At 34.7% G+C, this 24,536-nt stretch carries 27 protein-coding genes; 8 read left to right on the forward strand and 19 right to left on the reverse strand.

Annotation, left to right across the window (positions count from 1 at the left end):
• Positions 1-61, reverse strand: a 61-nt coding sequence (locus MKX31_RS22435) for a DUF3948 family protein (protein WP_033666960.1), incomplete at its 3' end; no start/stop codon positions are given.
• Between the two features lie 41 nt (positions 62-102).
• A complete protein-coding gene (locus MKX31_RS22440; RefSeq protein WP_000664237.1) occupies positions 103-210 on the reverse strand; it encodes a DUF3948 family protein in 108 nt (35 codons plus the stop codon).
• Positions 211-661: 451 nt separating this feature from the next.
• On the opposite strand from MKX31_RS22440, the gene MKX31_RS22445 reads away from it, so the two are divergent.
• Positions 662-1,534 (forward strand): Cof-type HAD-IIB family hydrolase, encoded by an 873-nt coding sequence (locus MKX31_RS22445; protein ID WP_142315334.1) that lies wholly within the window; start codon positions 662-664, stop codon positions 1,532-1,534.
• Between the two features lie 36 nt (positions 1,535-1,570).
• On the opposite strand, the gene MKX31_RS22450 is transcribed toward MKX31_RS22445, so the two are convergent.
• The 6 genes from MKX31_RS22450 to MKX31_RS22475 all read right to left on the reverse strand — a co-directional run bounded on the left by MKX31_RS22450 (position 1,571) and on the right by MKX31_RS22475 (position 9,194).
• Entirely contained in the window at positions 1,571-2,536 is a 966-nt protein-coding gene (locus MKX31_RS22450; RefSeq protein WP_340981573.1) for an ABC transporter ATP-binding protein, read from the reverse strand.
• Positions 2,533-3,513 (reverse strand): ABC transporter ATP-binding protein, encoded by a 981-nt coding sequence (locus MKX31_RS22455; RefSeq protein WP_000030797.1) that lies wholly within the window; start codon positions 3,511-3,513, stop codon positions 2,533-2,535. The genes MKX31_RS22450 and MKX31_RS22455 overlap by 4 nt, the downstream gene beginning before the upstream one ends.
• A gap of 10 nt (positions 3,514-3,523) precedes the next feature.
• Entirely contained in the window at positions 3,524-4,447 is a 924-nt protein-coding gene (gene opp4C, locus MKX31_RS22460; protein ID WP_340981574.1) for an oligopeptide ABC transporter permease, read from the reverse strand.
• Positions 4,448-4,459: 12 nt separating this feature from the next.
• Positions 4,460-5,416, reverse strand: a complete 957-nt coding sequence (locus tag MKX31_RS22465; RefSeq protein ID WP_064474381.1) for an ABC transporter permease — start codon at positions 5,414-5,416, stop codon at positions 4,460-4,462.
• Positions 5,417-5,524: 108 nt separating this feature from the next.
• The gene (locus tag MKX31_RS22470; protein ID WP_064474382.1) at positions 5,525-7,252 is read right to left on the reverse strand and encodes an ABC transporter substrate-binding protein; all 1,728 of its coding nucleotides are present in this window, start codon (positions 7,250-7,252) and stop codon (positions 5,525-5,527) included.
• Positions 7,253-7,493: 241 nt separating this feature from the next.
• Positions 7,494-9,194, reverse strand: a complete 1,701-nt coding sequence (locus MKX31_RS22475) for an ABC transporter substrate-binding protein (RefSeq protein ID WP_064474383.1) — start codon at positions 9,192-9,194, stop codon at positions 7,494-7,496.
• A 237-nt stretch (positions 9,195-9,431) separates the two neighbouring features.
• Between MKX31_RS22475 and MKX31_RS22480 the strand changes: the two genes are divergently transcribed.
• The gene (locus MKX31_RS22480) at positions 9,432-9,629 is read left to right on the forward strand and encodes a hypothetical protein (protein ID WP_000369259.1); all 198 of its coding nucleotides are present in this window, start codon (positions 9,432-9,434) and stop codon (positions 9,627-9,629) included.
• A 245-nt stretch (positions 9,630-9,874) separates the two neighbouring features.
• Here MKX31_RS22480 and abc-f read toward each other — a convergent pair whose 3' ends face one another.
• Positions 9,875-11,755 carry a ribosomal protection-like ABC-F family protein gene (abc-f, locus tag MKX31_RS22485; protein WP_149173327.1) on the reverse strand — a complete coding sequence of 627 codons (1,881 nt, stop codon included), beginning with the start codon at positions 11,753-11,755 and terminating at the stop codon, positions 9,875-9,877.
• Between the two features lie 124 nt (positions 11,756-11,879).
• Positions 11,880-12,014: an RAxF-45 family protein gene (locus tag MKX31_RS22490; RefSeq protein ID WP_046956655.1), complete on the reverse strand. Its 135-nt coding sequence runs from the start codon at positions 12,012-12,014 to the stop codon at positions 11,880-11,882.
• A gap of 420 nt (positions 12,015-12,434) precedes the next feature.
• Here MKX31_RS22490 and MKX31_RS22495 point away from each other — a divergent pair, with 420 nt between their 5' ends.
• Together MKX31_RS22495 and MKX31_RS22500 are read left to right on the forward strand one after the other, a co-directional pair.
• Positions 12,435-12,563 carry a hypothetical protein gene (locus tag MKX31_RS22495; RefSeq protein ID WP_064474385.1) on the forward strand — a complete coding sequence of 43 codons (129 nt, stop codon included), beginning with the start codon at positions 12,435-12,437 and terminating at the stop codon, positions 12,561-12,563.
• Between the two features lie 134 nt (positions 12,564-12,697).
• Entirely contained in the window at positions 12,698-13,492 is a 795-nt protein-coding gene (locus MKX31_RS22500) for a DUF4931 domain-containing protein (RefSeq protein ID WP_064474386.1), read from the forward strand.
• A gap of 11 nt (positions 13,493-13,503) precedes the next feature.
• Here MKX31_RS22500 and MKX31_RS22505 read toward each other — a convergent pair whose 3' ends face one another.
• Positions 13,504-14,037: a transglycosylase SLT domain-containing protein gene (locus MKX31_RS22505; protein WP_064474425.1), complete on the reverse strand. Its 534-nt coding sequence runs from the start codon at positions 14,035-14,037 to the stop codon at positions 13,504-13,506.
• 250 nt (positions 14,038-14,287) lie between these two features.
• Between MKX31_RS22505 and MKX31_RS22510 the strand changes: the two genes are divergently transcribed.
• Positions 14,288-15,937, forward strand: coding sequence for a polysaccharide deacetylase family protein (locus tag MKX31_RS22510; protein WP_340981575.1), 1,650 nt, complete (start codon positions 14,288-14,290; stop codon positions 15,935-15,937).
• A 191-nt stretch (positions 15,938-16,128) separates the two neighbouring features.
• Here MKX31_RS22510 and MKX31_RS22515 read toward each other — a convergent pair whose 3' ends face one another.
• The 5 genes from MKX31_RS22515 to MKX31_RS22535 all read right to left on the reverse strand — a co-directional run bounded on the left by MKX31_RS22515 (position 16,129) and on the right by MKX31_RS22535 (position 20,612).
• Complete coding sequence (locus MKX31_RS22515) at positions 16,129-16,962, reverse strand: TatD family hydrolase (protein ID WP_340981576.1); 834 nt, start codon at positions 16,960-16,962, stop codon at positions 16,129-16,131.
• A 746-nt stretch (positions 16,963-17,708) separates the two neighbouring features.
• Complete coding sequence (locus MKX31_RS22520; RefSeq protein ID WP_048563001.1) at positions 17,709-18,065, reverse strand: YxeA family protein; 357 nt, start codon at positions 18,063-18,065, stop codon at positions 17,709-17,711.
• A gap of 138 nt (positions 18,066-18,203) precedes the next feature.
• The gene (locus MKX31_RS22525; protein ID WP_064474388.1) at positions 18,204-19,040 is read right to left on the reverse strand and encodes a YitT family protein; all 837 of its coding nucleotides are present in this window, start codon (positions 19,038-19,040) and stop codon (positions 18,204-18,206) included.
• 117 nt (positions 19,041-19,157) lie between these two features.
• A complete protein-coding gene (locus tag MKX31_RS22530; protein WP_064474389.1) occupies positions 19,158-19,487 on the reverse strand; it encodes a PH domain-containing protein in 330 nt (109 codons plus the stop codon).
• A gap of 147 nt (positions 19,488-19,634) precedes the next feature.
• Positions 19,635-20,612 (reverse strand): LacI family DNA-binding transcriptional regulator, encoded by a 978-nt coding sequence (locus tag MKX31_RS22535; protein WP_064474390.1) that lies wholly within the window; start codon positions 20,610-20,612, stop codon positions 19,635-19,637.
• A gap of 305 nt (positions 20,613-20,917) precedes the next feature.
• On the opposite strand from MKX31_RS22535, the gene MKX31_RS22540 reads away from it, so the two are divergent.
• Complete coding sequence (locus MKX31_RS22540) at positions 20,918-21,013, forward strand: DUF3948 family protein (protein WP_001060010.1); 96 nt, start codon at positions 20,918-20,920, stop codon at positions 21,011-21,013.
• A gap of 73 nt (positions 21,014-21,086) precedes the next feature.
• On the opposite strand, the gene MKX31_RS22545 is transcribed toward MKX31_RS22540, so the two are convergent.
• Positions 21,087-21,692, reverse strand: a complete 606-nt coding sequence (locus tag MKX31_RS22545; protein ID WP_000277789.1) for a lysophospholipid acyltransferase family protein — start codon at positions 21,690-21,692, stop codon at positions 21,087-21,089.
• Positions 21,693-22,028: 336 nt separating this feature from the next.
• On the opposite strand from MKX31_RS22545, the gene MKX31_RS22550 reads away from it, so the two are divergent.
• Positions 22,029-22,124, forward strand: coding sequence for a DUF3948 family protein (locus MKX31_RS22550; RefSeq protein ID WP_001060007.1), 96 nt, complete (start codon positions 22,029-22,031; stop codon positions 22,122-22,124).
• Positions 22,125-22,184: 60 nt separating this feature from the next.
• Here MKX31_RS22550 and MKX31_RS22555 read toward each other — a convergent pair whose 3' ends face one another.
• Both MKX31_RS22555 and MKX31_RS22560 read right to left on the reverse strand, forming a co-directional pair.
• Positions 22,185-22,325 carry a YrzO family protein gene (locus tag MKX31_RS22555; RefSeq protein ID WP_000894064.1) on the reverse strand — a complete coding sequence of 47 codons (141 nt, stop codon included), beginning with the start codon at positions 22,323-22,325 and terminating at the stop codon, positions 22,185-22,187.
• 21 nt (positions 22,326-22,346) lie between these two features.
• Positions 22,347-23,315: a DMT family transporter gene (locus tag MKX31_RS22560; RefSeq protein WP_064474391.1), complete on the reverse strand. Its 969-nt coding sequence runs from the start codon at positions 23,313-23,315 to the stop codon at positions 22,347-22,349.
• Between the two features lie 128 nt (positions 23,316-23,443).
• On the opposite strand from MKX31_RS22560, the gene MKX31_RS22565 reads away from it, so the two are divergent.
• A complete protein-coding gene (locus tag MKX31_RS22565; protein WP_103656046.1) occupies positions 23,444-24,310 on the forward strand; it encodes a LysR family transcriptional regulator in 867 nt (288 codons plus the stop codon).
• Positions 24,311-24,536: the final 226 nt, after the last annotated feature.

Here is a 24,536-nt window from a genome sequence, read left to right on the forward strand (position 1 = left end):
CTGCTCCACTTGCTGATCCTACGAAGTCACCTTTTGTTACTTGTAATACTTGCTCTTTCATTTTGCATTCTCCTCTCTTTTTCTTTTATTACAAAACTTCTATTATACTAATACGCTTGATAGAAATACGATTAATGCTGTTAATACTACTGCTCCACTTGCTGATCCTACGAAGTCACCTTTTGTTACTTGTAATACTTGCTCTTTCATTTTATGTATCCTCCTTTTTAATAAGTTATCTATATGTAATTTCTAAGAAATGTTTATTTCATAGTTTTTATGTTAGCGTTACATTAAAGTTATTAACGTAACGTTTGTAACATTAATGTAACATAACTATTGCTACGTTGCAATATAATTACGTAAATTTTATTACACTTTTTTTACGTTTTTTTATAAACACCCTTAAAAACCCCGTTTTAATGCACTTTCTACTAAACTGACATTTGTAATGTTATTGTAACATTACAGTCATATAACGAAACACCCTCATACATACCTCTATTTTTGTTACAAATTAAAGTACATATTCAAAGTAATAAGATGGCGCCTATCAAATTTTTACTGACGGTTCACGCGAGATAAAATACGATCTTTCCAAGATAAGTTTATATGTTTCCTCTATATAACTATGTATAATAAAAGCAAAGAGGTGGTCATTTTGAAATTAATCGCATTAGATATGGATGGTACGCTACTATCATCTAATCTTGAAATCTCCAAAGAGAACTTACAAGCTATCCAAACTGCAAAAGAGGCTGGTCATATAGTCATGATTTGTTCTGGTCGTGCAAAAGAGGATGCTTTGAAATTATTGGAAGAATATAAACTATCTCTTCCAGTTGGAGCGAGCAATGGGGCAATTGTTTATGTGGATGGAAAAGTAATTAACTCGCGTTGTTTACAAAACGATAAAGTATACAAGCTTGCAAAATTACTAGAATCTGAAGGTTTTCCTTATAAGCTATATACGAATAAAGGAGTTTATTCTCCATATACATGGCAAGATCAAGTCATGCAAGCGTTCGAAGAAAACAAGCATGCACTAGATGTTACACTTGAAGAACTTGAAAGAATTACAGAAAAACAAAAGAAATCAAACTTAATTACTGATTTCCAAAAAATAGAAGATGTTGTAAATAATCCAGAATTAGAAATATCTAAATTCTTCATTTTGACATTTAATGCAGCGCATCGTGCACAGCTATTAAGCATGTTACAAGAAGACACTGATATTTCAGTTACGGCATCAGCTCCTACTAATTTAGAAATTATGGATAAGCATGGTCATAAAGGGAACGGTCTACAAGAAATGGCTGCTTATTTCAATATACCAATTGAAGATACTATTGCGATTGGGGACAACTTTAATGATGTGCCAATGTTACAAGTAGCTGGCTTATCAGTTGCAATGGGAAATGCTGAAGAAGATGTAAAAAAATTATGTGATGTCGTAACATTAACAAATAATGAGCATGGTGTTGCTCACGCAATCGAGAAATTTGTATTGCAACAAACTTCATCTAGTAAATAAAAAAGGACTCTTTCAATTTGAAAGGGTCCTTTTCTTTTATACATGATGACAAGCAACAAAATGCTCTTCACCAACATTACGGAATTCTGGTACCGTTTGTTTACAAATATCTGTTGCAAACGGGCAACGTGTATGAAAGCGACAACCCGAAGGTGGATTTGCTGGACTTGGAATATCACCCTCTAGTATAATCCGCTCTCGCTTCACTGTTGGATCTGGTATTGGCACAGCTGATAACAATGCTTTTGTATACGGATGCAGTGGGTTCGCAAATAACTCATCACGCGGCGCTGTTTCCACAATCGTTCCTAAATACATAATTCCAATTTTCGTACATAAGTGCTCTACTACGCTTAAATCATGTGAAATGAACAAATAAGATAGTCCCTTTTTCTCCTGTAACTCACTAAATAAATTAATGATCTGTGCTTGAATAGATACATCTAGTGCTGCCACAGGTTCGTCAGCTACTATAAATTCCGGATTTAATACCATAGCTCTTGCGATAACGATACGCTGACGTTGTCCACCAGAAAACTCGTGAGGATACCGGTCAATATGATATGGGGCTAAGCCACATAACTCTAATACTTCTGTCACTTTTTCACGAACATTTTCTTTCGTCGCTAGTCCGTGAGCCAACATCGGCTCGCCAAGTGCTTCTCCAATCCTCATTCTCGGATTCAATGAGCTAAATGGATCTTGAAACACAAGCTGCATATTAGAACGATGTTTTCTCAATTCCTCTTTTGATAGAGAATGAACATCGTGTCCTTTAAACTTCACTTCTCCCTCCGTTTTTTGAACGAGACGTAAAATTGTTTTTCCTATCGTCGTTTTTCCGCTTCCTGATTCACCAACGAGACCGAAAACTTCACCTTTATTAATAGTAAAACTTACTCCATCAACTGCTTTCACATGTCCAATCGTTCTACTAAATATGCCGCCTTTAATTGGGAAATATGTTTTTAAGTTTTTTACTTCTAATAATGGTTCACTCATTGTCCCGCACGCTCCTCATATAACCAGCAAGCTACTTTATGATTCTCATCATGTACATTCAGATTTGGCGCTTCTTCTTTACATATTTCCATACAATGCTCACAACGACCGCTGAAGTAGCAAAATTCATCCAAACCGACTAAATTAGGAACTTGCCCTGGAATAGAATATAGTTTATCTATTCGTTTCCCCATCACTGGTTTTGATTTCAGCAAGCCTTTCGTATACGGGTGTTTCGGATTTTGGAATATTTCTAGTACTGGTGCTTCTTCAATTACTTTCCCACCATACATAACGACAACGTAATCAGCCATTTCTGCTACAACGCCTAAATCATGTGTAATTAATAAAATGGATGTTTTAAATTCTTCTTTTACTTGTCTTAATAAGTCTAATATTTGAGCTTGAATCGTAACATCAAGAGCCGTTGTCGGTTCATCCGCAATTAATAACTTCGGATTACAACTAAGTGCAACAGCAATCATAATACGTTGTAACATACCACCACTCAGTTCGTGCGGATATGAATGGACGATTTCATCCGCACGAGCTATGCCGACTTTACGAATTAACTCAATTGCCTTCTTATACGCTTCATTCTTACTAAGTAATTCATGCTCCCTTAACGTCTCTACGATTTGTTCCCCTACAGTGAAGACTGGATTCAGCGATGTCATCGGTTCTTGGAAAATCATCGCAATATCATTACCTCGTAAACTACGAAGCTCTTTCTCTTTCATTCCTAAAAGACTTTTTCCTTCATATAAAATATCTCCACCTACTACACTGCCTGATTCAGCAATAAGTCCCATAATAGATAAAGCTGTTACACTTTTCCCACAACCTGATTCGCCTACAACACAAACAGTTTCACCTTCTCGAACTGTAAAGCTAACATGATTCACAGCTTTTACTGTCCCTTCTTCTGTCTGAAAGTGTGTTTGTAAGTCTTTCAGCTCTACTACCGCTTTACTCATACCTTCTCACCTACCGTCTCATCTTTGGATCTAACGCATCACGAAGTGCATCACCAAGTAAATTAATGGATACAACTGTTATAAAAATTGCAAAACCAGGCGGAATCCATAACCACGGACGCTTTTGGAAATCAATTAACGAGTTAGCTGCACTAATCATATTCCCCCATGATGGTGTAGGTGGAACGACGCCGAGACCTAAGTAACTTAGTGCGGATTCACTTAAAATTGAACCTGCAACACCCAAAGTTGCTACAACAATAAGCAACGGAAAGACGTTAGGAATTAAATGATGAATAATTTTCCGAGAATCCTTTAATCCTAATACATCTGCTGCTTGCATAAAGGCTTGCTCCCGCAATGTTAAAATTTGTCCTCTCACAAGCCGGGCAAGTCCTGGCCATCCTACTAAACTTAAAATAATCATTACAACATATAAACGGTATTCCGATGGTAATTTCCATTCTAATAAAATTGCTCCCATTATAATAAGTAGCGGTAATCCCGGAATGGACATTAACACATCCGCAACACGCATAATTAGATGATCCACAACCCCTCGATAAAAACCAGCAATTGCTCCTAATAGAGCACCTAGTATAACGGATAGTAGCATCGACGCTAAACCAATTGTTAATGAAATACGTCCTGCTTGCATAAGTCTAGTTAAAATATCTCGTCCCAACTGGTCTGTTCCAAGCCAATGTGACAAGCTGGGTGGTTTATTAATTTGTGTTACTTGTACTTTCCCATCAGCATACGGTGAAAAGATCGGACCGATAAAACTAAATAAAAACATAAATATTAAAACGTATAGGCCATACAATGCCATCTTATTTTTCTTAATTTTTTTATACGCTTGGCGCCATGGTGATGATTCGTTACCCTTTTTCCGTTCTTTCTTTTTCTTTATTAGTGGTGTAATAGTCTCCATATCTTTCCCCCCTTACTTCAATCGAATTCTTGGATCAACAAACGCATATACAATATCTGCTAAGAAATTAGCCATAATTGTTAAACACGAAAGAAACATCGTAAAAGCCATTAATACCGTATAATCACGGAAGTTTAATGCTTCTAATTGAATACTCCCAATCCCTGGCCAGTTAAAAATCTGTTCAATAATAATAGCCCCTGAAAATAAACCTGGTAATTCAAAAGCGAGTAATGTAATTGCTGGTAAAATTGCATTTTTCAATGCATGTTTATAAATAACGGTTCTTTCTTTTAAGCCTTTTGCACGAGCAGTACGAATGTAATCTTGCCTAACAACATCCAACATGCTGGTTCTAAAATATCGTGTTAATGATCCTACACCAAGAAGCGTTAAAATAAATACAGGTAGAATCATATGACGTAATACTTCTAATATGTATGCTATCCCTGTTGAGTTACTCCCAATATCAATCATGCCACCAATAGGTAGTAATTTTAAATCAACTGCTAATAATTTAATTAAAAATAGTCCTATAAAGAATGATGGAAATGACATTGCTGCAAAGACACCGATTGTTACCAATCTATCAAACCAAGAGTGCTGCTTTGTTGCAGAAATAACCCCAATAATAAGAGCGATAATCCAAGTGAAAAATAAAGCGGCAACAGCAACGATAAATGTATTCCAAATAAATTTATTAAGTAATGAAGTTACAGGTTCTTGATACTGTAAAGAAAATCCAAAATCACCATGCAAAGCATTCCCTAACCAATGAAAATACCTTTCAATAATTGGTTTATTTAAGCCGTATAATTCCCTTAATTCTTGGGCTCTCTCTGGTGTTAACTTTGGATTTGAATCAATATAATCTCCCGGCAAAAGTGCAAATAAGAAAAAAATAATAATAGATGTACCAAACAATGTAGGGATCATTTGAAGGAACCTACGAATGATATATGTTTTCACCTTTTGTCTCCCCAATCCTATTTACTTAAAAATAGAAGAACATTTTTTCAAAACAGCTACCATTCCATTGCTGTGTGAAAAAACGTCTTCTATTATTTAGGTCAACCCTTATTGTTCAATAGATAACACTGGTAAATTGGAACTAATGCTATCGTACTTTTCTGGATCAATTCCTTTTATACGTGCATTATGAGCATAAAGTAGTTTACGATAGTTTAATAAAATAACTGGTGGATCATCACTTAACTCTTTATACAGCTCTTTATAAATCGCTTTACGTTTTTCAATATCTGTCGTTCCTATACCTTTTACAATCAAATCATCTACTTTCGGATTATTATAACCCGTATCACTTTTTGGATTAGTTGATAAGTACTCACTTACAACTTCACTTGGATCACTAATTCCTGGTGTTGAAACTGCTGCTAAATCGTAGTCACCTTTTCCTACTTTTGAAAGCATCGTATTAAAGTCCATCAATTCTGGATTTAATTCAACACCAATTTCTTTGTAACTTTCTTTTGCAATCGGAATAAAGATATCATTTGTTTTACCTGTATTTGATGCGTAGTATGTTAATTTTAATTTTTGACCATCTTTTTCACGAACCCCGTCAGAACCTACTTTCCAACCAGCCTCATCCAATAATTTTTTAGCCTTTTCTACGTCGTGTGGATATTTATTAATACCTTCTTCTGTATATGCCCATGAAACTGGCGCAATTGGTACGTTAGCAACAGAGCCATATCCTTGTAAAGCTGTATCCACATACTTCTTACGGTCTAATCCATAAGTAAGTGCTTGGCGTACCTTTTTATCTTTCAAATACGATTTCTTATTATTTACATAGATATAAGCAATATCACTTGATGATTCAAGATTAATATTTGCAAACTCTAATCCTTTTAATTGGTCTATATTCTCAGGATTTGCTCTAAATCCACTATAGTCCAGTTCACCTGTTTGGAATAATTGGAATCCAGTATCACCTGATGTGATTTTATAAATAAAGTTTTTGATTTTTGGTTTACCTGCATAATAATTTTCGTTAGCAACAAAGCGTACTTCTTGACCTGGAACATATTTTTCAAATTTATATGGACCCGCTGCAATTGGTTGCCCATATAATGCTTTTAAATAGTCTAAACTTGTATTTTGTTTATAATCTTTTCCATAATAAGCTTTTGATAGCACTGGGCCACCTAAATTCGTTAGCGCCTGTGAATTAACTTTTTCAGTTGTAATTTTAATTGTCTGTGGATCAACAACTTGAATTCCTTCAATAGAAGTTGCTTTTCCTTCTTTATATTCTTTCCCGCCTTTAACAGCATACTGAGCAATATCCAATCCACCTTCATACGCTTTATCATGAAGTAGTGTTAATGTAAATGCTACGTCATCCGCTGTTAAAGACGAACCATCACTAAATTTTAAATTTTTACGTAAATGGAATGTATATGTTAACTGGTCAGCAGAAATATCCCATTTTTCTGCAAGGTCCGGAATAGGTTTACTTTGTTTGTCTGTTGTTACCAGTGACGCAAAAATAACAGACGTTACATTTCCATCCCAACCATTATCTTGAAAATACGGAAGGAAAACTCCCCCTGGCTTAGAAATGGCTGTAATAAAAGTATCTTTTCGCTGATTTGCTTTCTCTGGACTTTTCTTTTTATCTGTAGCTGGAATTGATTCAATCTTAGCGTCTTTTAAATCCTGCTTTTTTACCGGTTCTGTAGAAGCCGTATCTTCCTGTCCCCCACAAGCAGATAACACAAGCGAACTACTCAGTAATACCGAAAATACACCAGCCCATTTTTTTGTCTTTTTCTTCATTGTCCCCACCCCTAACTGTTTAATAGTTATACCCTTCGAACTTATTAGCTTATGTATGCCTCCCACAGCATATTTATAGCCAATCGGAAAAGTCGGTTTTAATCGTAAAAAATAGATGTTTTTGAGGGGTAACAATCATATTCCGACCTTTCCGGTAGACTTTATGGTTATTAGCTTATATCGTCCGTTATATTTTGTCAATTCTTTCTAAATAAATATTTTGAGAATTTTTTAAAAATTATTATTCTATCTTTAATTTAGGTAAACTTAATAAAATACCGTTATAGTTATCTTCTTGTAATCCTTGAATTCGTGCATGATGTGCAGACACCACTTTGCTATTATTCAAGAAGATTACAGGCGGGTCTTCACTTAACTCTTGATATAACTTTTTATAAATTTCTTTTCGTTTTTCAATATCCAACGTTTCTAATGCTTGCTTAGCTAATTCATCTACTTTCGGATTATAATATCCATCATAATTTCGTTTACTTGTTGAAACAAACTCTTCAATCGTTCCGCTCGGATCATCAATCATTGGCGTAGATACCATTGCTAAATCATAATCACCTTTTATCACTTTTGAAATCATCGTATTAAAGTCCATATATTCTGGGTTAAACTCTACACCCAACTTTTTATAATCTTCTTTCATCACAGGAATCATTACATCATTTATTTTACTTGCTGATGAGGCAAAATAACTTACTTTCAATTTTTGTCCATCTTTTTCACGAATTCCATCCGAACCTGCTTTCCATCCAGCCTCATCCAGTAATTTCTTCGCCTTCTCTAAATTATACTCATATTTATTAATGCCCTCTTCTGTATACGCCCATGAAACTGGCGTAATCGGTACATTAACGAGTGACGCATATCCTTGGAAATACGTATCAATAACCTTTTGACGCTCTAATCCGTAAATAAATGCTTGGCGGACACGTTTATCTTTAAAGTATGGCTTCTTATAATTCATTTTAATGTAGCCATAAGAGCTTCCTGTATACACATTAATATTAGCAAAACCTAAATCTTTTAATTGCTCAATGGTCTCCACGTTTGTCGTAAAACCATCATAATCTACTTCTCCTGCTTGAAATTGTTGTAACTTCGTATCACCCTTTGTAATTTTATAAATAAAGTGCTCAATCTTCGGTTTTCCTTCAAAATAATTTTCATTTGCTACAAATCGAACCTCTTGACCAGGAATATATTTATCTAACTTATAAGCTCCTGCTCCCACCGGCTTCCCATACAACTCTTTTAAATACTCCAAGTGTCCTTGTTTATACTCTTTCCCGTAATACGCTTTAGATATAACTTCTCCACCGATTAATGATAGCGTTTGAGCATTTACTTTTTCAGTCGTAATCGTAATTGTTTTCGGATCAATGACTTGAATCCCCTCAATAGAATTCGCTTTTCCTTCTTTATATGCTTGCCCACCTTTTATTGCTGTTTGGCTTATATCAGTCGCACCACTATAAGTTGGATCATGTAATAACGTTAATGTAAATGCTACATCCTCCGCAGTTAACAGTGTACCATCACTAAACTTCAAATCATCTTTCAAATGGAATGTATATGTAAGCTGATCCTCCGAAATATCCCACCTCTTCGCCAAAATGGGAATTGGTTTCCCTTCCTTATCCAGTCCAACGAGAGGCGCAAAGATAGCTTGCGTTATATTACCATCCCATCCATTCTCCATAAAGTGCGGAAGGAATATCCCTCCAGGGCTCGGCATTCCAACTACAAAAATATCTTTTCTTTCATTTACTTTTGTAGGACTTTTTGATTTGTCGCTCGCCTTAATAAATTCATCTTTTACTTTTAGTACGTTCCCGGCTTCATTTGTACTTGCTTCCTCTTGACCACATCCGGCTAGTAATACTGACACACTAAGAAATGTAGCAAGTGCTCCTTTAAAAGCATTTTTCATTGCCCTCTCACCTTTACCTTCCTAATTTTTATCGATGCAGGAACATAGGCCTCCTCCCTGTAACTATCTTTATTTTTCCTATAAAAATAGTATGAATTAATTTCAAGATTATTCCTTTCCTTTAAACATGTCAATCGTTCTCTTTTATTTCGTATTAAAAAATTAAAAATTCAATTCTATTCGTTCAGTATGAAACATAGAATACTAATAACCAATTACCAAAAAGGGGGCGAAAACATGGACAACCTATTCCAATACGTCCTGCACTACGTATTATTAACAATTATGATAGTCGGGGCTCTATTACTATTCCCATTCTTCCCAAAGTTCGTCCTCTTTTTAGCTTTTTTTATTATGCTCGGGATCGCCATTATCATTTCAACAAGGGAAGATACGACACAAAAAGAAAGCAGAGTTCAGCGCGTAAAGCTGTAACTCTGCTTTTTTATTTTCAATCCTGATCCGCCGTTTCACATACTTATGTCTCAGGAAATAAGTAACCAATCCAAAAAATCCCTAATATCATTTATGTTTTACAATCTATGTAAATTACGGAACAAAGATGTATCAAATTTACTGTTTCACGTGAAACACAATTTTTATTTTTCTCTTAAAGTAAAATATCAGTATAAAAAAAGCGAATCCTTTCAGCAAAGCTGAAAGGATTCGCTTTCTACTTTTTACTCCACAATATTCTCTAACTCATTATATAACTCCGCTCGTAACAACTCTTTCTTCGTTTTTTCTTCATACAATTGTTCAAGCATTTCAACATCAACTACATGTTCCATCTTACACTCAAGCATATATATATCCTCTTCTACATGCATTAACTCCGTTTCAATATCCTCAACATTCCTAACTTCTTTCTTTTTTACAGGAGCTGTTTCCATACTTTTTCTTCCTTGGCGTTGCTGCTTTATTACTTGTTTCTCGAGCTTTTCTTCCCACTTTTGACGAGCCCATGCGTAGTTCCCTGCAAACTCAAATAATTTATGCTCATCAATCCAATACGTCTTTTCAAATAACTTATTTAAAAAATAACGATCATGTGAAACAGCTAAAATCGTTCCATTATATTGCTCAAGAGCTTCCTCTAAAACTTCCCTTGATTCAATGTCGAGATGGTTTGTCGGCTCATCTAAAATTAAAAAATTGATATCTTGATACATAAGTTGCGCAAGTCTTAACCTCATTTTTTCTCCACCGCTCAGTTGCGTTACTTTCTTAAACACCGCTGGACCATAAAATAAAAACTTAGCTAATATATGTCTCGCTTCTCCCTCTGTTACAGCTACATATTCCCTGAAAGCCTCTAATACACTACTCTTCATATTTCCGTACGCATGTTGTGATAAATAACCGATTTTCACACTACTACCAATCCGGATTTCTCCAACGTCTGGCTCTATTTCTTCTAATAATAACTTTAGTAGCGTTGTCTTTCCTGTACCATTACGACCAACGATCGCCGCACGCTCTTGAAAACGAACATGTAAATTCGCTTCGTTAAATAAAGGGTGGTCAGCAAACCCTTTACTCACTTCTTTCATTACAACAACATCTTTCCCACTTCTCTCTTGCCCTTCAAACTGAAGTCCCATTTGTTTTCGTTCTAAAATAGGTTTCTTTAGTTTCTCTATACGTTCCAGTGCACGTTCCATACTTCTCGCTCTCTTATGCAATCCTTCATTCGGAGGATTCGCCTGATTTGCCCATTCACGTAGTCGCTTAATTGCTTCTTTCATTTTCTTTATTTTCTTTTGCTGTTCTTGATAAGCCTGAAACTCCTGAAGCAACCGTTCTTCCTTTTCCTCAACAAACTGAGAATAGTTCGTATGATACACGTGAATCTCTCCATCTTCTAAATCAAAAATCTTCGTTACAACTTCATCAAGAAAATAGCGATCATGTGAAATGACCATAACCGTTCCATTGTATTCTTTTAAAAATTGCTCTAGCCATTCTACGGCGAATAAATCTAAATGATTAGTTGGTTCATCTAATAGAAGTAAATCTGGTTTCTGCAATAGCATGTACGCAAGGCTTACTTTTGTTTGTTCCCCACCACTTAACTCCAGAAATGATCGAGGAAATAGTTCTATCACCTGTAGACCATTTGCTACCTTCATCATATTCGCTTCTATTTCATAACCACCGAGAAACGCAAATTTTTCTTGGATTACTCCGTATCTCTCCATTAATTTTTGTAAAGCAAACGTTTCCTGTTCTTCCGCCATATTTTTTTCTAAAGTACGCATTTCTCTTTCTAATTCCTTTTCAGCTTTAAAAGCCGAACTCAATACATCATATACAGTCATACCCTCATCAAATTTCGGAATTTGTGCCACATGACCAATACGTGTACCTTTCTTCATATGAATGGCTCCTGCATCTAAACTTTCCATTCCAGTTAGAAGCTGAAAGATTGTTGTCTTCCCACTACCGTTACGACCAACTAATCCAACACGTTCACCATTCTTTATTTCAAGCGATATATTTTCAAATATGATGTTTCCACCAAAAGATTTCGTTACATTATTTACACTACAAATTGTCATTTTCCGTACTCCTTTCAATATAAAAAACCATGGGAAAGAAACATTCCCCATGGTTTTCGACATAGAAAAAGGAAGCCAAATAGCTCCCTTTTCACACGTTTATTAAAAATGGGTGAAGAGATTTCTATCGTTCAATAGCTACTATGCAGTTGTTAAAAAAGGACAGACGTATCCCGTTAACAACTACATCATGAAAAATCGCACGACAAAAATAGATATAATCTAAAAATTTGGCACGTGCAGCTAAAGAACGTTTCATCTCATTCACCTCTTTCGTACGGAATTTAATACTTACTTCTTTATTATACTTTCCCATTTCATGTTTGAATAGTCATTTTTCTGAAAATAATGAAGATAGACTAAACATTTCAATAAGTGACATCAAATCTTACAAAACTGTTATGTTCACGTAATGGAAAGCGATAGTACGAAAAGATGCCTCCCTATACAATAAAGATGTAAACAAGAGAGACAACAAAAGGAGGAAACAATCATGATGAAAGAAATTGTGAAAGCAATCTTTGAAGTATTAGTGAACGGACAAGCAGTTGTAAAAGAACTAAACGAACTATAAAAAGGAGTGAAGGAATATGATGAACATGGTAAAAATGATTTTACACGCTCTAGTTGATGCAAAAGCAGTTAGCCAAGAATTAAACCAACAATAAAAAAGGGGTAAATGAATATGAAGAAAGCCATTATTGTAATCGCAAGTTCAGCAATTGCCTTATACACAATAAAAAATAGAAAAAAGAAGCACAATAAAAATGATCTATATTATCCATACACATTATTAAAGAAAAAATAAAAGACAAGGTACCCTATCTTAATGAGGATATCTTGTCTTTTATTTTTCCCATTCCTTTTAAAGGATTTCCTTCTCCTTTTCCCGAATGTATTAAGCGGGATTTTTACACATATTTTAAAGGGGCATATATACAAATGGATACACAACAACTATACTTTTTAAACGATATCGGCAAACAAAAACCAGAAAGCATCCGGAATAGAAGCGCGGCATGTCCTTTTTGTGACAGAGAAAATTTAACGGATATTTTAGCAACTGAAGGATCAATTATTTGGCTAAAAAACAAATTTCCTACATTAAAAGATACATTTCAAACGGTGCTAATCGAAACAGATAATTGTGAAGAACATATTGCGACATATACAGAAGAACATATGAAATCGCTAATTCGTTTTTCCATTAAACATTGGTTAGATTTGCAGAAGAATGAAGAATTCACATCTGTGATTTTATATAAAAATCATGGTCCATTCTCCGGCGGAAGTTTGCATCATGCACACATGCAGATTATCGGAATGAAATATGTAGACTATCTCGGTAACGTAGAACAGGAAAACTTCCGAGGAGTCATTGTACAAAAAAACGAACGCATTGAACTCAATATTTCAGATCGCCCTATTATCGGTTTTACTGAATTTAATATCATCATTGAAGATGTTGAATGCATAGATGAACTGGCAAATTATATTCAGCAAACTGTACGTTACATACTGACAGATTTCCATAAAGGATGTAGTAGTTATAACTTATTCTTCTATCACACAAACGGAAAAATCATTTGTAAAGTTGTTCCTAGATTTGTCGTTTCACCGTTATATGTAGGATATAAAATACCACAAGTTTCCACAAAACTAGAAGAAGTGAAAATACAACTAGCGGAGTATTTCACAAAACAAAACGACGCGATTATCCACAAAAAAATAGAGTAGGTCTCAAAAACCTACTCTTTAATTACACCTTTATTTCGATAGTACACATCTTCTAACCCGACGTTATACTTCATATTATTATCCGTCCACTCCGGCCCTAAATTCCCTGGCCATCCAGATGTATTTGCTACATATTTTAGTAATGCAAAATCAGTCAAACCTTTTTGCACCCCACGCTTATATCCTTTCATTAAATGCGGCATTGCAATTTGCGCATTTATGCGCGGATCTTTCAACTCTTCATCAGTTAAATGATCTGGTGCAAGGCCACCGCCACGGTGCAATTGAAACAATCCGAATGAAGTTCCGTTATCTCCAACACTTCTTGGATTTAACCGGCTTTCATGTTCGGCAATTGTAAGAGGTATCCATTCTGGAAGATTGACTTTCTTTGCTTCCTCTATAATAATTTGTTTCATCTGTTTTGCTTCTTCTGAGTCAACATAGCTTGTCTCATTCACTAACTTGCCCATTCCTTCAGACTTTCCTTGGAAATATAAATACACCCCAAGAACAACTAAAAATCCTACAAAGAATTTCTTCACTACCACTACCTCTTTCTCCGCTGAAATTTGTCCCCTTTCAGCCTTCTTCCCTTTACAATTACCCACATTCTATCATTCTCTTACTCTTTTATCATAGCAAATAACTATATATATTATCATCATGCTTTAGACCGATTTTGTGAAAAAACAGCTGGTAAATACGTACAAAAATGTAACTTTCATAGACTACAACGTATTTTTTGTATATAATTGTAAATTGAACTCTACATATAGAATAGGAGCAGACCAAATGAAAAAGTGCATAATACTCTTGTTCAGCGTTTTACTACTTATCCCTATCCACACCTCTGCACAAACACCGTCAAAACCAAAAGTACTTGTTTTATACAGTACACAAGACGATAAAATTACAAATAATATTCAAATCCTTAATACCCAATTAGGACATTTTACAAACGATATAACTACGAAAAGTTTAAAAAGGGTTAATGAAATTACTAATTCATCTTCTTATACACATATTGTTTATATCGGTGAACAAAAAGAGGAGTTTCCTATTGAAACAAAGCAACTTCTAGAAAATTTCTCAGGTCCAGTATTAGTTTTAGGACAAAATGTTGAACAATTATCTAATCGCTTTTCTTTCATTACCCTAAAGGCTGATGATATACGAGTTAATAAAATCGAATATCCAAGTAATAAACTAAAAAACACTTTAGAAGAGGAACGATTGGTTCAATCTTTTGATACAAACGGAACTGTTCTTGCTAACGCTTTAAGCTCAAATAGCAAAAGCCCACTAATCGTTCGGCACGAAACATCTTATTACGTTGCAACGTCAAATCTCTTTAACTGGATGTCTCATTATGTCGGCGAAATGTTATTTTCTTACTTTGGTCAAAAGCCAACGACAAATAAAGTAGAGACTTATTTACGCCTTGAGGATGTTCATCCAGCCGCAGATACAAATCAATTAAAAGAAATTGCTGAATTACTAAAAGAGAAAAAGATTCCCTACATGATTACTGTTATTCCTGTATATACAGATCCAGATACAGGTAAAACACTGCATTTAAAAGATAAACCCGAACTAGTCGATCTTTTACGCTCTATGCAAGATGATGGTGCAGCAATTATTATGCATGGTTATACGCACCAATTTTATGACAGTGAAACTGGGGAAGGTTTTGAATTTTGGGACGTAAAAACAGATCAACCAATTCGTCAACCGAAGCATGAAAAACCAAAAACAAAAGATGACTTTCCTAATATCGAAGCATATAATGCATATGTAAAAAAAGGGGAAGAGTTTGAAGAAAAATATACGACTGAGCATATTGAAAAAGGCATTCAAGAACTTGTAGATGCCAAACTGTATCCTGTCGCTTTTGAAGCACCCCATTACACGATGTCTCAAAAAGGATATGAAATATTATCAAAGTACTTTTCAACTTATGTAGGACAACTACAGTTAAGTGATACAACTTGGAAATCCATGCACTCTCCAGCATACAGAAGCACACCATCCTTCTTACATGGAATGAAATTAATGCCTGAAACAGTTGGCTTTATTGAAGAAGATAAGCCACAAGCTATTGCAAAGATGAAAGCTAATGCTGTATCTGTTGCTAAATTATCCGATGGAGTTATTGGTGCATTCTATCATCCTTACTTAGGTGTGAAACCATTAAAAGAAGTATTAAAGGATCTAGAAAGCATTCCAAATATAGAATGGATTGATTTACAAAAAGAAGCAAATGAAGTGAAAATGCAAGATATTCATATTACTACTAATAAAGACGGCATTCACGTTGAAAAACCAACAGGCGTAAGTGACGTAATGGATTATGTAAAACAATATGGGTTCTTCCTTATACTTGGTTTCTTCATCATTGTCTTTCTTTTATTATTAAGACGTGCAAAAAAATTAGAATCCTAATATAAAACCAAAACGTGGCATGTTATTAATAACCCATTGATTATTTTCATAAATTATAGAAAATATTAGAAAAATTATTCATAATAAAAAGGACAAGAGTAACGCTCCTATCCTTTCAAATAAAGTGAAACTTTAATCAGTGGTGGTTTTGTCCATCCCCCACTGATTATCAGCCCTCACCAATCGGGTTTTTACGGGCAGTTGATTTCCCACCTAACGCCTCCGCATTCGTCGAATTTTGAGGTGGGAGTCTTACTGCCCGTTAATGCGGGGTAAAATTGAATCGTATTTTCATATATCGTTTTCGCAACCTTATCAACAGATATGTTTTTTATAACACTAATTTCCTTTAATACCTCTCGAATCATTATCGGATGCGTCATAACATCCTCTTGAAATTTCCACGGTCCATCTGTTTCTACCATCATATATTCAAGTGGATAATACGAAACAATTTTTCTAATTTTCTCCTTATGTAAAACATCTGGCGTAATAGAAATATAATAACCGTTCCTCATCATCCGTTTCATTGTTATTTCACTTCCTTTAAACCAATGAAAGTGTGCACGTGAAACTTTATATTTCTCCAGTAAATCACATACAATATCAGCATCTTCATACACTGCATGCAATATAATGGGTAAATCATATTTACTAGCTAGTTCAACAAATCGTTGTAACACTGGTATATATGAATCGATAGTAATGCGCTCATCTTCTTTTCTTAAATAATACGGTAAGCCTACTTCACCAATCGCAACTATGTCTTCTACATGCTCTTCAATTAATTTATAAATTTGCTCACATTCTTCTTTATGAATCGGTTGCTCCGGATGAAAACCTATTGCTGGATGTACAAAAGGATATCGCTTTGCTAAAGATAAAGTTTCTTTACATGATTGATAATTCATAGATACCGCAATAAGCCCCTTTATCTCTTCACTATTTTCCACATCTTTAAGTAACCTGCTTTTTTCTTCATCCTTATATTGATCAACATGTATATGACTATCAATCCATTTCATCTTTATTCCCCCATAAAAAAAAAACAAGAAAGGATCCCCCTTCTTGTTTTATCATCTATATTATTTAACAATTAAGTTTGTTATGATATCAAATAATCCAATACATACTACGGCAACAGTAAAGTAGCTACAGAAATCTTTAATTGGAAACTTCACTACTTCTTCTTTACGCATCCCAATTTTCTCCCTTCTTACTATATCCCTAATTATTTTATCTATTTGTATCTATTATGCAAAAAATATGACAAATTTACTATCGAATTAACTTACGTAAACCTTACAATGTTGTAAGGTTTATAAAAAGAGCCTCATCCAAATAAAGATGAGGGCTATTAAAAAGTAGTTGGTTTTTCATTCTTCATTAATATTACAAACAGAAAGTAATACAGTGAGACTTTCTAATTACACTATATGAAATTCACTATCTTTTAACCATCGAATTACATTACAGAAGACTTACATGTTTGTAAGCTATGTGTAATGTAATTCGATAGTTTCTCTTACCTATATCTCGTACAATAAAGTTAGAAAGCAAGCCAAATAAGAAGAACACTCACATAACCAAATTACATTGCTAGTAGCTACTCTTCTTATACCTTTCACTCATGCTACTACAATGTACCCCCTTCCCCTTTATATAATAAAAAGAGCCTTAGTCCATACGGACTAAGGCTTTTTCATGAACTCTAAAATACCCCTACCTAGTATTTTTATTTTCGACAAAAAATAGGCGGGGGTATAACCCGCTATCTCATCGTTAAAAGTTTACTCTTCGCATTAATAGGAATATTTACAGCTTCAATTTCTTCAATCGCCTCTCCGTAGCGTCCTTTTGCATACACCTTTAACGCTTCATCTCTCTTTAACATATGCTTAACAGTCTTCTTTATTTTTTGTTCTCTTCCACGTTCGTCAAATGCAATAAATTCATATTCATACCACTCATCACCAATATGCTGACCAATTGTATTCACGACCGTATAGTATTCTTTCGTCTTATAAAGTGGATTATATTTATCGATAACTGGTCCAAGTTTCGTAGGCAGTAACATTACTACTATCACTATCATCGCTATTATAGTAGTGATCATTTTTTTCTTCATAATCAATCTTCCTCCTCTGCAGGATATATATACATCCATTTTAAAAAGAAGGAATAAAATCTACTATTGAATCTCATTACATTACACTTACATTTTTGTAAGAATTAAAAAAGGTGAACGAATTTACTCGTTCACCTTTTAGCTCGCTTTAAAGCCACCGCCAAGTACATCACGTACATCATGAATAACAACGAAAGCATCTTCATCTACTCGACTAATAACTTGCTTTAACTTAACAAGCTCTTGTTTATTTATAACAACATATAACACTTCTTTATTTTTACCAGTATATCCGCCGCGTCCTTCTAATACAGTGACACCGCGTGTCATGTTTTTCGTAATAGTTTCACGTATTAAATCTGGTTGATTTGAGATGATTGTAACAGCTGTTTTTGTATCCATTCCTTCTACAATGAAATCAATCACTTTCGCTCCGATAAATACTGCAACAAGTGTGTACATTGCTTTTTCTTGTCCTATGATAAATACTGAACCAGCAATTACAACAATATCAATAATAAGTACGCCTTTACCAACGCTCCACCCTAAATATTGATTTGCTAACTGAGCTAAAATTGCTGATCCTCCTGATGTACCTCCAGCTTTGAACATACAGCCTAATCCGACACCGACAAATAAGCCAGCGAATAGAGCCGCTAATAACGTATCACTATTTACATGATACTCAATATGTTCCGTAACATATAAAAACAAGGATGTTTCTACAATCCCTAAAATTGTATAAACCATCGTTTTTTTATCAAAAAATTTATAACCAATAACTAGTAAAATTGCATTTATAGCAAAGTTCACAATCCCCGGCGACCAATCAAATAAATAGTACGTAACAACCGTTACACCAATAATTCCACCCTCTGATAAACGGTTTGGAATTGCAAAGTAATTAATACCAATTGCGAATAATAATGAACCAATTGTAATTAGTGTTATTTCCTTTATACGTTGATTAACCATAGTTCATACCTCCCCCCATTTGACATTGTATCACTATCTCCTAGAGGTTTAGAAGTTGTTTTTATTACGCATTTTTACTCTTAAAGATCGGGATATTATGTTTAAACAAAGGGGTGATTAATTATTCATATTCGCTCTAACTGTACGGACAAATCGCTCCACATTCCCCTTCTGAATATACTTAGCTCGAATGGTTTCATGACTACAAGTACATTCGAAATGCGGACGAAAATCTATGCTATCTATATGCAAATATGAATAATCTTTAAATGTTGCAGGATAGTATGGAAATTTCCCATAAAAGAGAAGACGTCTAGTAGTAGCAGCAAAAATCCCATGTTGATACGATAGCGTAAAATTATCCTTCTCAAATATCCCTACGACAAAAGCCAAAACCTTTTCATCATCTTCTATATACTTTTTCATACTCAATAAAAGTTCATTCATGCATATCCCTCCAAATACTATTTTGAAAAGAATCCATGGATTATTACAGACCGGTGTAACTCCTTTATAAAGTATGAAACGCGTTTCCTGTCAAAGATATTTCAAAAAAAACAATCCGTTATGTGATTTACACATAACGGATTGAAGCTAAACGGTAGAGCGTTCCACAAGTTCATATGGAATTTCCACTTTTTCTTGTTTAGAACTTTCATCACGTATTTGCCTGTAAAACATTTCAAAGGCCTTTTTACCTATTTCCTTTAAATTTTGATCAATGGTTGTAAGTTGTAACACTTGCGAAATAGGTTGATTATCAAAGCCAATAATCGCTAAATCCTCAGGAACTTGAATACCTAATTTTTCAGCTTCTGTCATAACCCCAATCGCTACTTCATCTCCTGCTACTATTAATGCTTCAGGAAGATGCTGCATCCCCTTTAATTTATGAGCCACTTTCACACCATCTTCTAATGTAAAACATTCTGTGAAAATCCATTCTTCCTTCACTTCTTCATCTATAGATTGCAATTGCTGTTTATAAACATCAAAACGTTTTTGACTACTCGGACCTAATTTCCTTCCCGTACAATAACCAATTTTTTTATAACTTTTCTCAATCAAATAATCCATTCCTAATTGAAAAGCTGCCGAATGATTCGTATATACACTTGAGATATTTGAAATATCATTATCTTCACAAGCAACGATTGTCCCATAGGAAGCATACGGCTCTATCGTTTCCCAATCATTCGCACGAGAACAAATAATAAGGCCATCCAATTGTTTTGTTTTTAACATATGTAAACTTTTCATTTCTTCTTTTTTATTATAATTCGTTTGGCAAAGTAGCACTCTGTAATTATGGGCTAACGCCACCTCCATCATCCCGCCCACCATCGCATCAAAACATGGATGATTAATATACGGTAAAATTACACCAACAATATTCGTTTTCCCTTTTGATAAATGAACGGCATTTGCGTTTTGTGAGTAATTCAACTTCTCAACTATCTCCATAACCGCTTTCCTTTTTTCTTCACTTACATACGGATGATCATTCAATACTCTCGAAACAGTCGTAACTGAAACTCCCGCCATTTTTGCAATATCTTTAATATTAGCCATACACTCACCTCTACTTTTAACTTAATGAATTCCATGAACATATGTCAAACCTTCTCATTATTACATCTCCATTCGTTTTTCTTACAAAAGTGTAATTTTCCTGTAAGCTAATTCGATAGTTACTCTCCGCTTTTTTTCATACAATTAAGTCAGAAACAGGGCAACAATTATTCGAAAAGGAGCGGATTCATATGATGAACAAAATAAAATCAAACAATTTTTCAAATACAATGGGCATGGTATTTTCCGTTCTAATCGATGCTAAAGCTGTTGCTTCCACATTAAACAAGTAAGGAGAATTCATTATGAACAATATCACTTTTAACAAATTAGATTTTTTAGGACTAGCTAGCGGATCAGTTCTTCTTACTGCTTTTATTTACGCCGCTACGCTTGTATAACTTTTGTGTCCCCTTTCCCCTTTATTATAAATAGTAATAGAAAAGACGACCGTCTATGCCCGGTCGTCTTTTCTTATTTTTGATTTGATTGCAAAGTTTCCTTTAGCTCCTCAAACTTCTCATTTAATTGATCTGTCATCATTTTCATAGCTGTTTTTCGATCGATTTGTTCTTCAGCATCAATTTGAATTGGGTCGCCAAAAATTAATTGTGCCTTTTTCCCTTTTATTAATTCTTTTACACTTGATGGACCAACATAAGCTGCCGGTACTAACGGGACATTAGAACGCAGTGCAATCGTAACAGCCCCAGCTTTTAATGACACGTCTTCTGTTGATCTCGTACCACTCGGGAAGATCCCTACTACTTTCCCTTCTTTTAATAGGCGTGACGGAATTTTAAGTGTACTCGGTCCTGGATTCGCACGATCTACAGGGAATGCATTTACATTTTTAAAGAACCAATTTTTGAATTTCCCTTCAAATAATTCTTTTTTGGCCATGTAATGAATTTGGGTCGGATACATCCCTGTAGCTAACATTAATACATCCATAAAACTTGTATGTGTACACGCAACAACATACGGGCCGCCTTCTGGTAACTTTTCTCTTCCTTGCACTTCTACTTTCCCAGCTGTTTTAAATATATATTTCAACAAAAATGTAATTGGTTTATACATTTGTTTCGTTCCTTTCTGAACATCCGAATTATAATCATTCTCTTACAACGATTATAACACTAAGTTTTAGGAGTTGGTAATAAATTTAAGTATTAATTGTTACATTTCAATTCTTACAAAAGTGTAATTTTCTTGTAAGCTAATTCGATAGTTACTTCCCAAAATATTTCATACAATTAAGTCAGAAAGAAACAACAACTATTCGAAAAGGAGCGGATCAATATGATGAACAAAATGAAAACGAACAATTTCTTAAATACAATGGGCATGGTATTTTCCGCTCTAATCGACGCAAAAGCTGTTGCTTCTACATTAAACAAGTAAGGAGAATGCATCATGAATAACATCACTTTTAACAAATTAGATTTTTTAGGATTAGCTAGCGGCTCTCTTCTTCTTACTGCTTTTATTTACGCTGCTACGCTTGTATAACTTTGTGTCCCCTTTCCCCTTTATATAGAAAAAGACGACCGTCTATGCCCGGTCGTCTTTTTACATTTTTCTTTCTTTTAATTCTTTTAAAAGCTGTATCAGCTCAGCTTGTTGTTTTATCTTTTTACGACCATTTCGGTTAATTGCTGCAAGCTCGCAGGCAACTCCGACGGCGAAGAAAAACAATAAACTTTCTAACATGTGAAATCCTCCAATTGCCTATTAAACAGCTTGACGTAATTGCTCTTCTTGTAAAATTCGCTTGTTTATATTTTCTTCTTTTCTCTGACAAACGTTATTGCGAATAAGTGATGCAATAACAAGTAAAGTCCCTATAATATCAAACATTGTTATTCGATATCCTTGCATCATCATAATAACTAAAGTCGTGATTGGTACAAAATTAATAAATAAAATCCCATTAATGGACGATAAAATTTTCACACCATAGTTCCAAGCAAGTAACGCTACGATACCTGGTAATGTCATCATAAACAATAAATCATATTTCACGATAGAAATCGTTCCCATACTCGGAACCGATACGTATCCAAACGATGTAATGATGACAGTTATAATCGCTGTGACAGTCGTACCAAATACACACGTCAACGTAGAATAACGTAATGTTGACCAATCGCTACATGTTTGACCACCCATCGTATAAATAACCCAACCTACAACACCAACAAATATAAAGGCCAGCGAAAACATGTTATCTTTCAATGTTAAAAAGAAACTCATATCACCTTTCGTAATAACGAATACAGCTCCTACAAAAGCAATCATCATGCTCGTTATCATATACTTTTTCGGTTTTACATGCTTATATCCCCATAGAATACAAATAGAAATCATCGGCATCAGTGCTTCCATAATAGAAGCAACCATCACGCCTGATTTCCCCATTAACATTTGACCTAAAAATATAAGTACATTATATACAGTAAACGCCATCGTTCCGAAAAAGACGAGTAACTTTCCTCTTCCCTCTAAACGAAATGCCTGCTTTCCTTCTTTCATTAACAACAATACAATCAGTACGATCGCCACCGCTCCATAGCGAATAAGCGAAAAATAAAATGGATCTATGTATTCTAGCGCATGATCAGCAACCGGAAACATCGCCCCCCATGACATACTTGCAATTAAACATGCTAAAGCCCCTACTATCATTTGACCTTTTCTCAACACAATTCCCCCACTTCTTTCTATTTGCACAAAGAGAATTGTAAAAGAAAAAATATATCACGTAAAATGATTCAAAATGATGTTAACTATCATTTATAATGATAGTTAACATCAAGGAGGATCATGCTATGGAATTAAGAGACTTACAAATCTTCCAAAGCGTTGCCGACCGCGGTAGTATAAGCGGTGCAGCAAAGGAATTAAACTACGTACAATCAAATGTAACTGCTCGTATTAAACAACTGGAAAACGAGCTAAAAACACCGCTCTTTTATCGTCATAAACGAGGCATGACTTTAACAGCTGAAGGAAGAAAAATGCTCGTTTATGTTAATAAAATTTTGCAAGATGTTGACGAGCTAAAACAAGTATTTTTAGATAGTGAAACTCCCTCTGGCATATTAAAAATCGGTACAGTCGAAACAGTAAGTACATTACCTACCATTTTATCTTCTTACTATAAACGCTATCCGAATGTCGATTTATCATTACAAGCAGGTCTAACAGAAGCATTGATTAGAGAAGTACTTGATCATCAATTAGATGGCGCCTTTATATCAGGGCCTATTAAACATCCACTAATTGAACAATACGATGTTAGTACAGAAAAATTAATGCTTGTAACACAAAATAAAGCTTTTCATATAGAAGAATTTACAACAACGCCCCTACTCGTTTTTAACCACGGATGTGGATACCGTTCCAAACTAGAACGATGGCTTAAAGATGAAGGTTTGCTCCCAAAAAGAATTATGGAATTTAATATATTAGAGACAATATTAAACAGTGTTGCACTCGGCCTTGGAATTACACTCGTACCACAGTCTGCTGTCCATCATCTTTCTAAAGCAGGTAAGGTACATTGTCATGCAATTCCTGAAAAATACGGTAGTATTTCAACGGTTTTCATACGCCGTAAAGATAGCTACATGACAAATTCAATGCGCAGCTTTTTAAAAACAATTGAAGAGCATCATCATATCAATATGCTTTAACGGACATTCTTACATGAATGTCTTTTTTTCTTACAAAAATGTAAGTCTCCCGTAAGCTAATTCGATAGTTGCAGGCGATCATATTTCCTATAATTAAGACATAAAGCAGGGCAACAACAATTCGAAAAGGAGCGGATACGCATGATGAACAAAATGAAATTAAACAAATTTTTAAATACAATGGGCATGGTGCTATCCGCACTTGTCGATGCAAAAGCCGTTGCAA

Origin of the sequence: Bacillus sp. FSL M8-0063, from assembly GCF_038005545.1 — a bacterium.
GTDB lineage: Bacteria > Bacillota > Bacilli > Bacillales > Bacillaceae_G > Bacillus_A > Bacillus_A wiedmannii.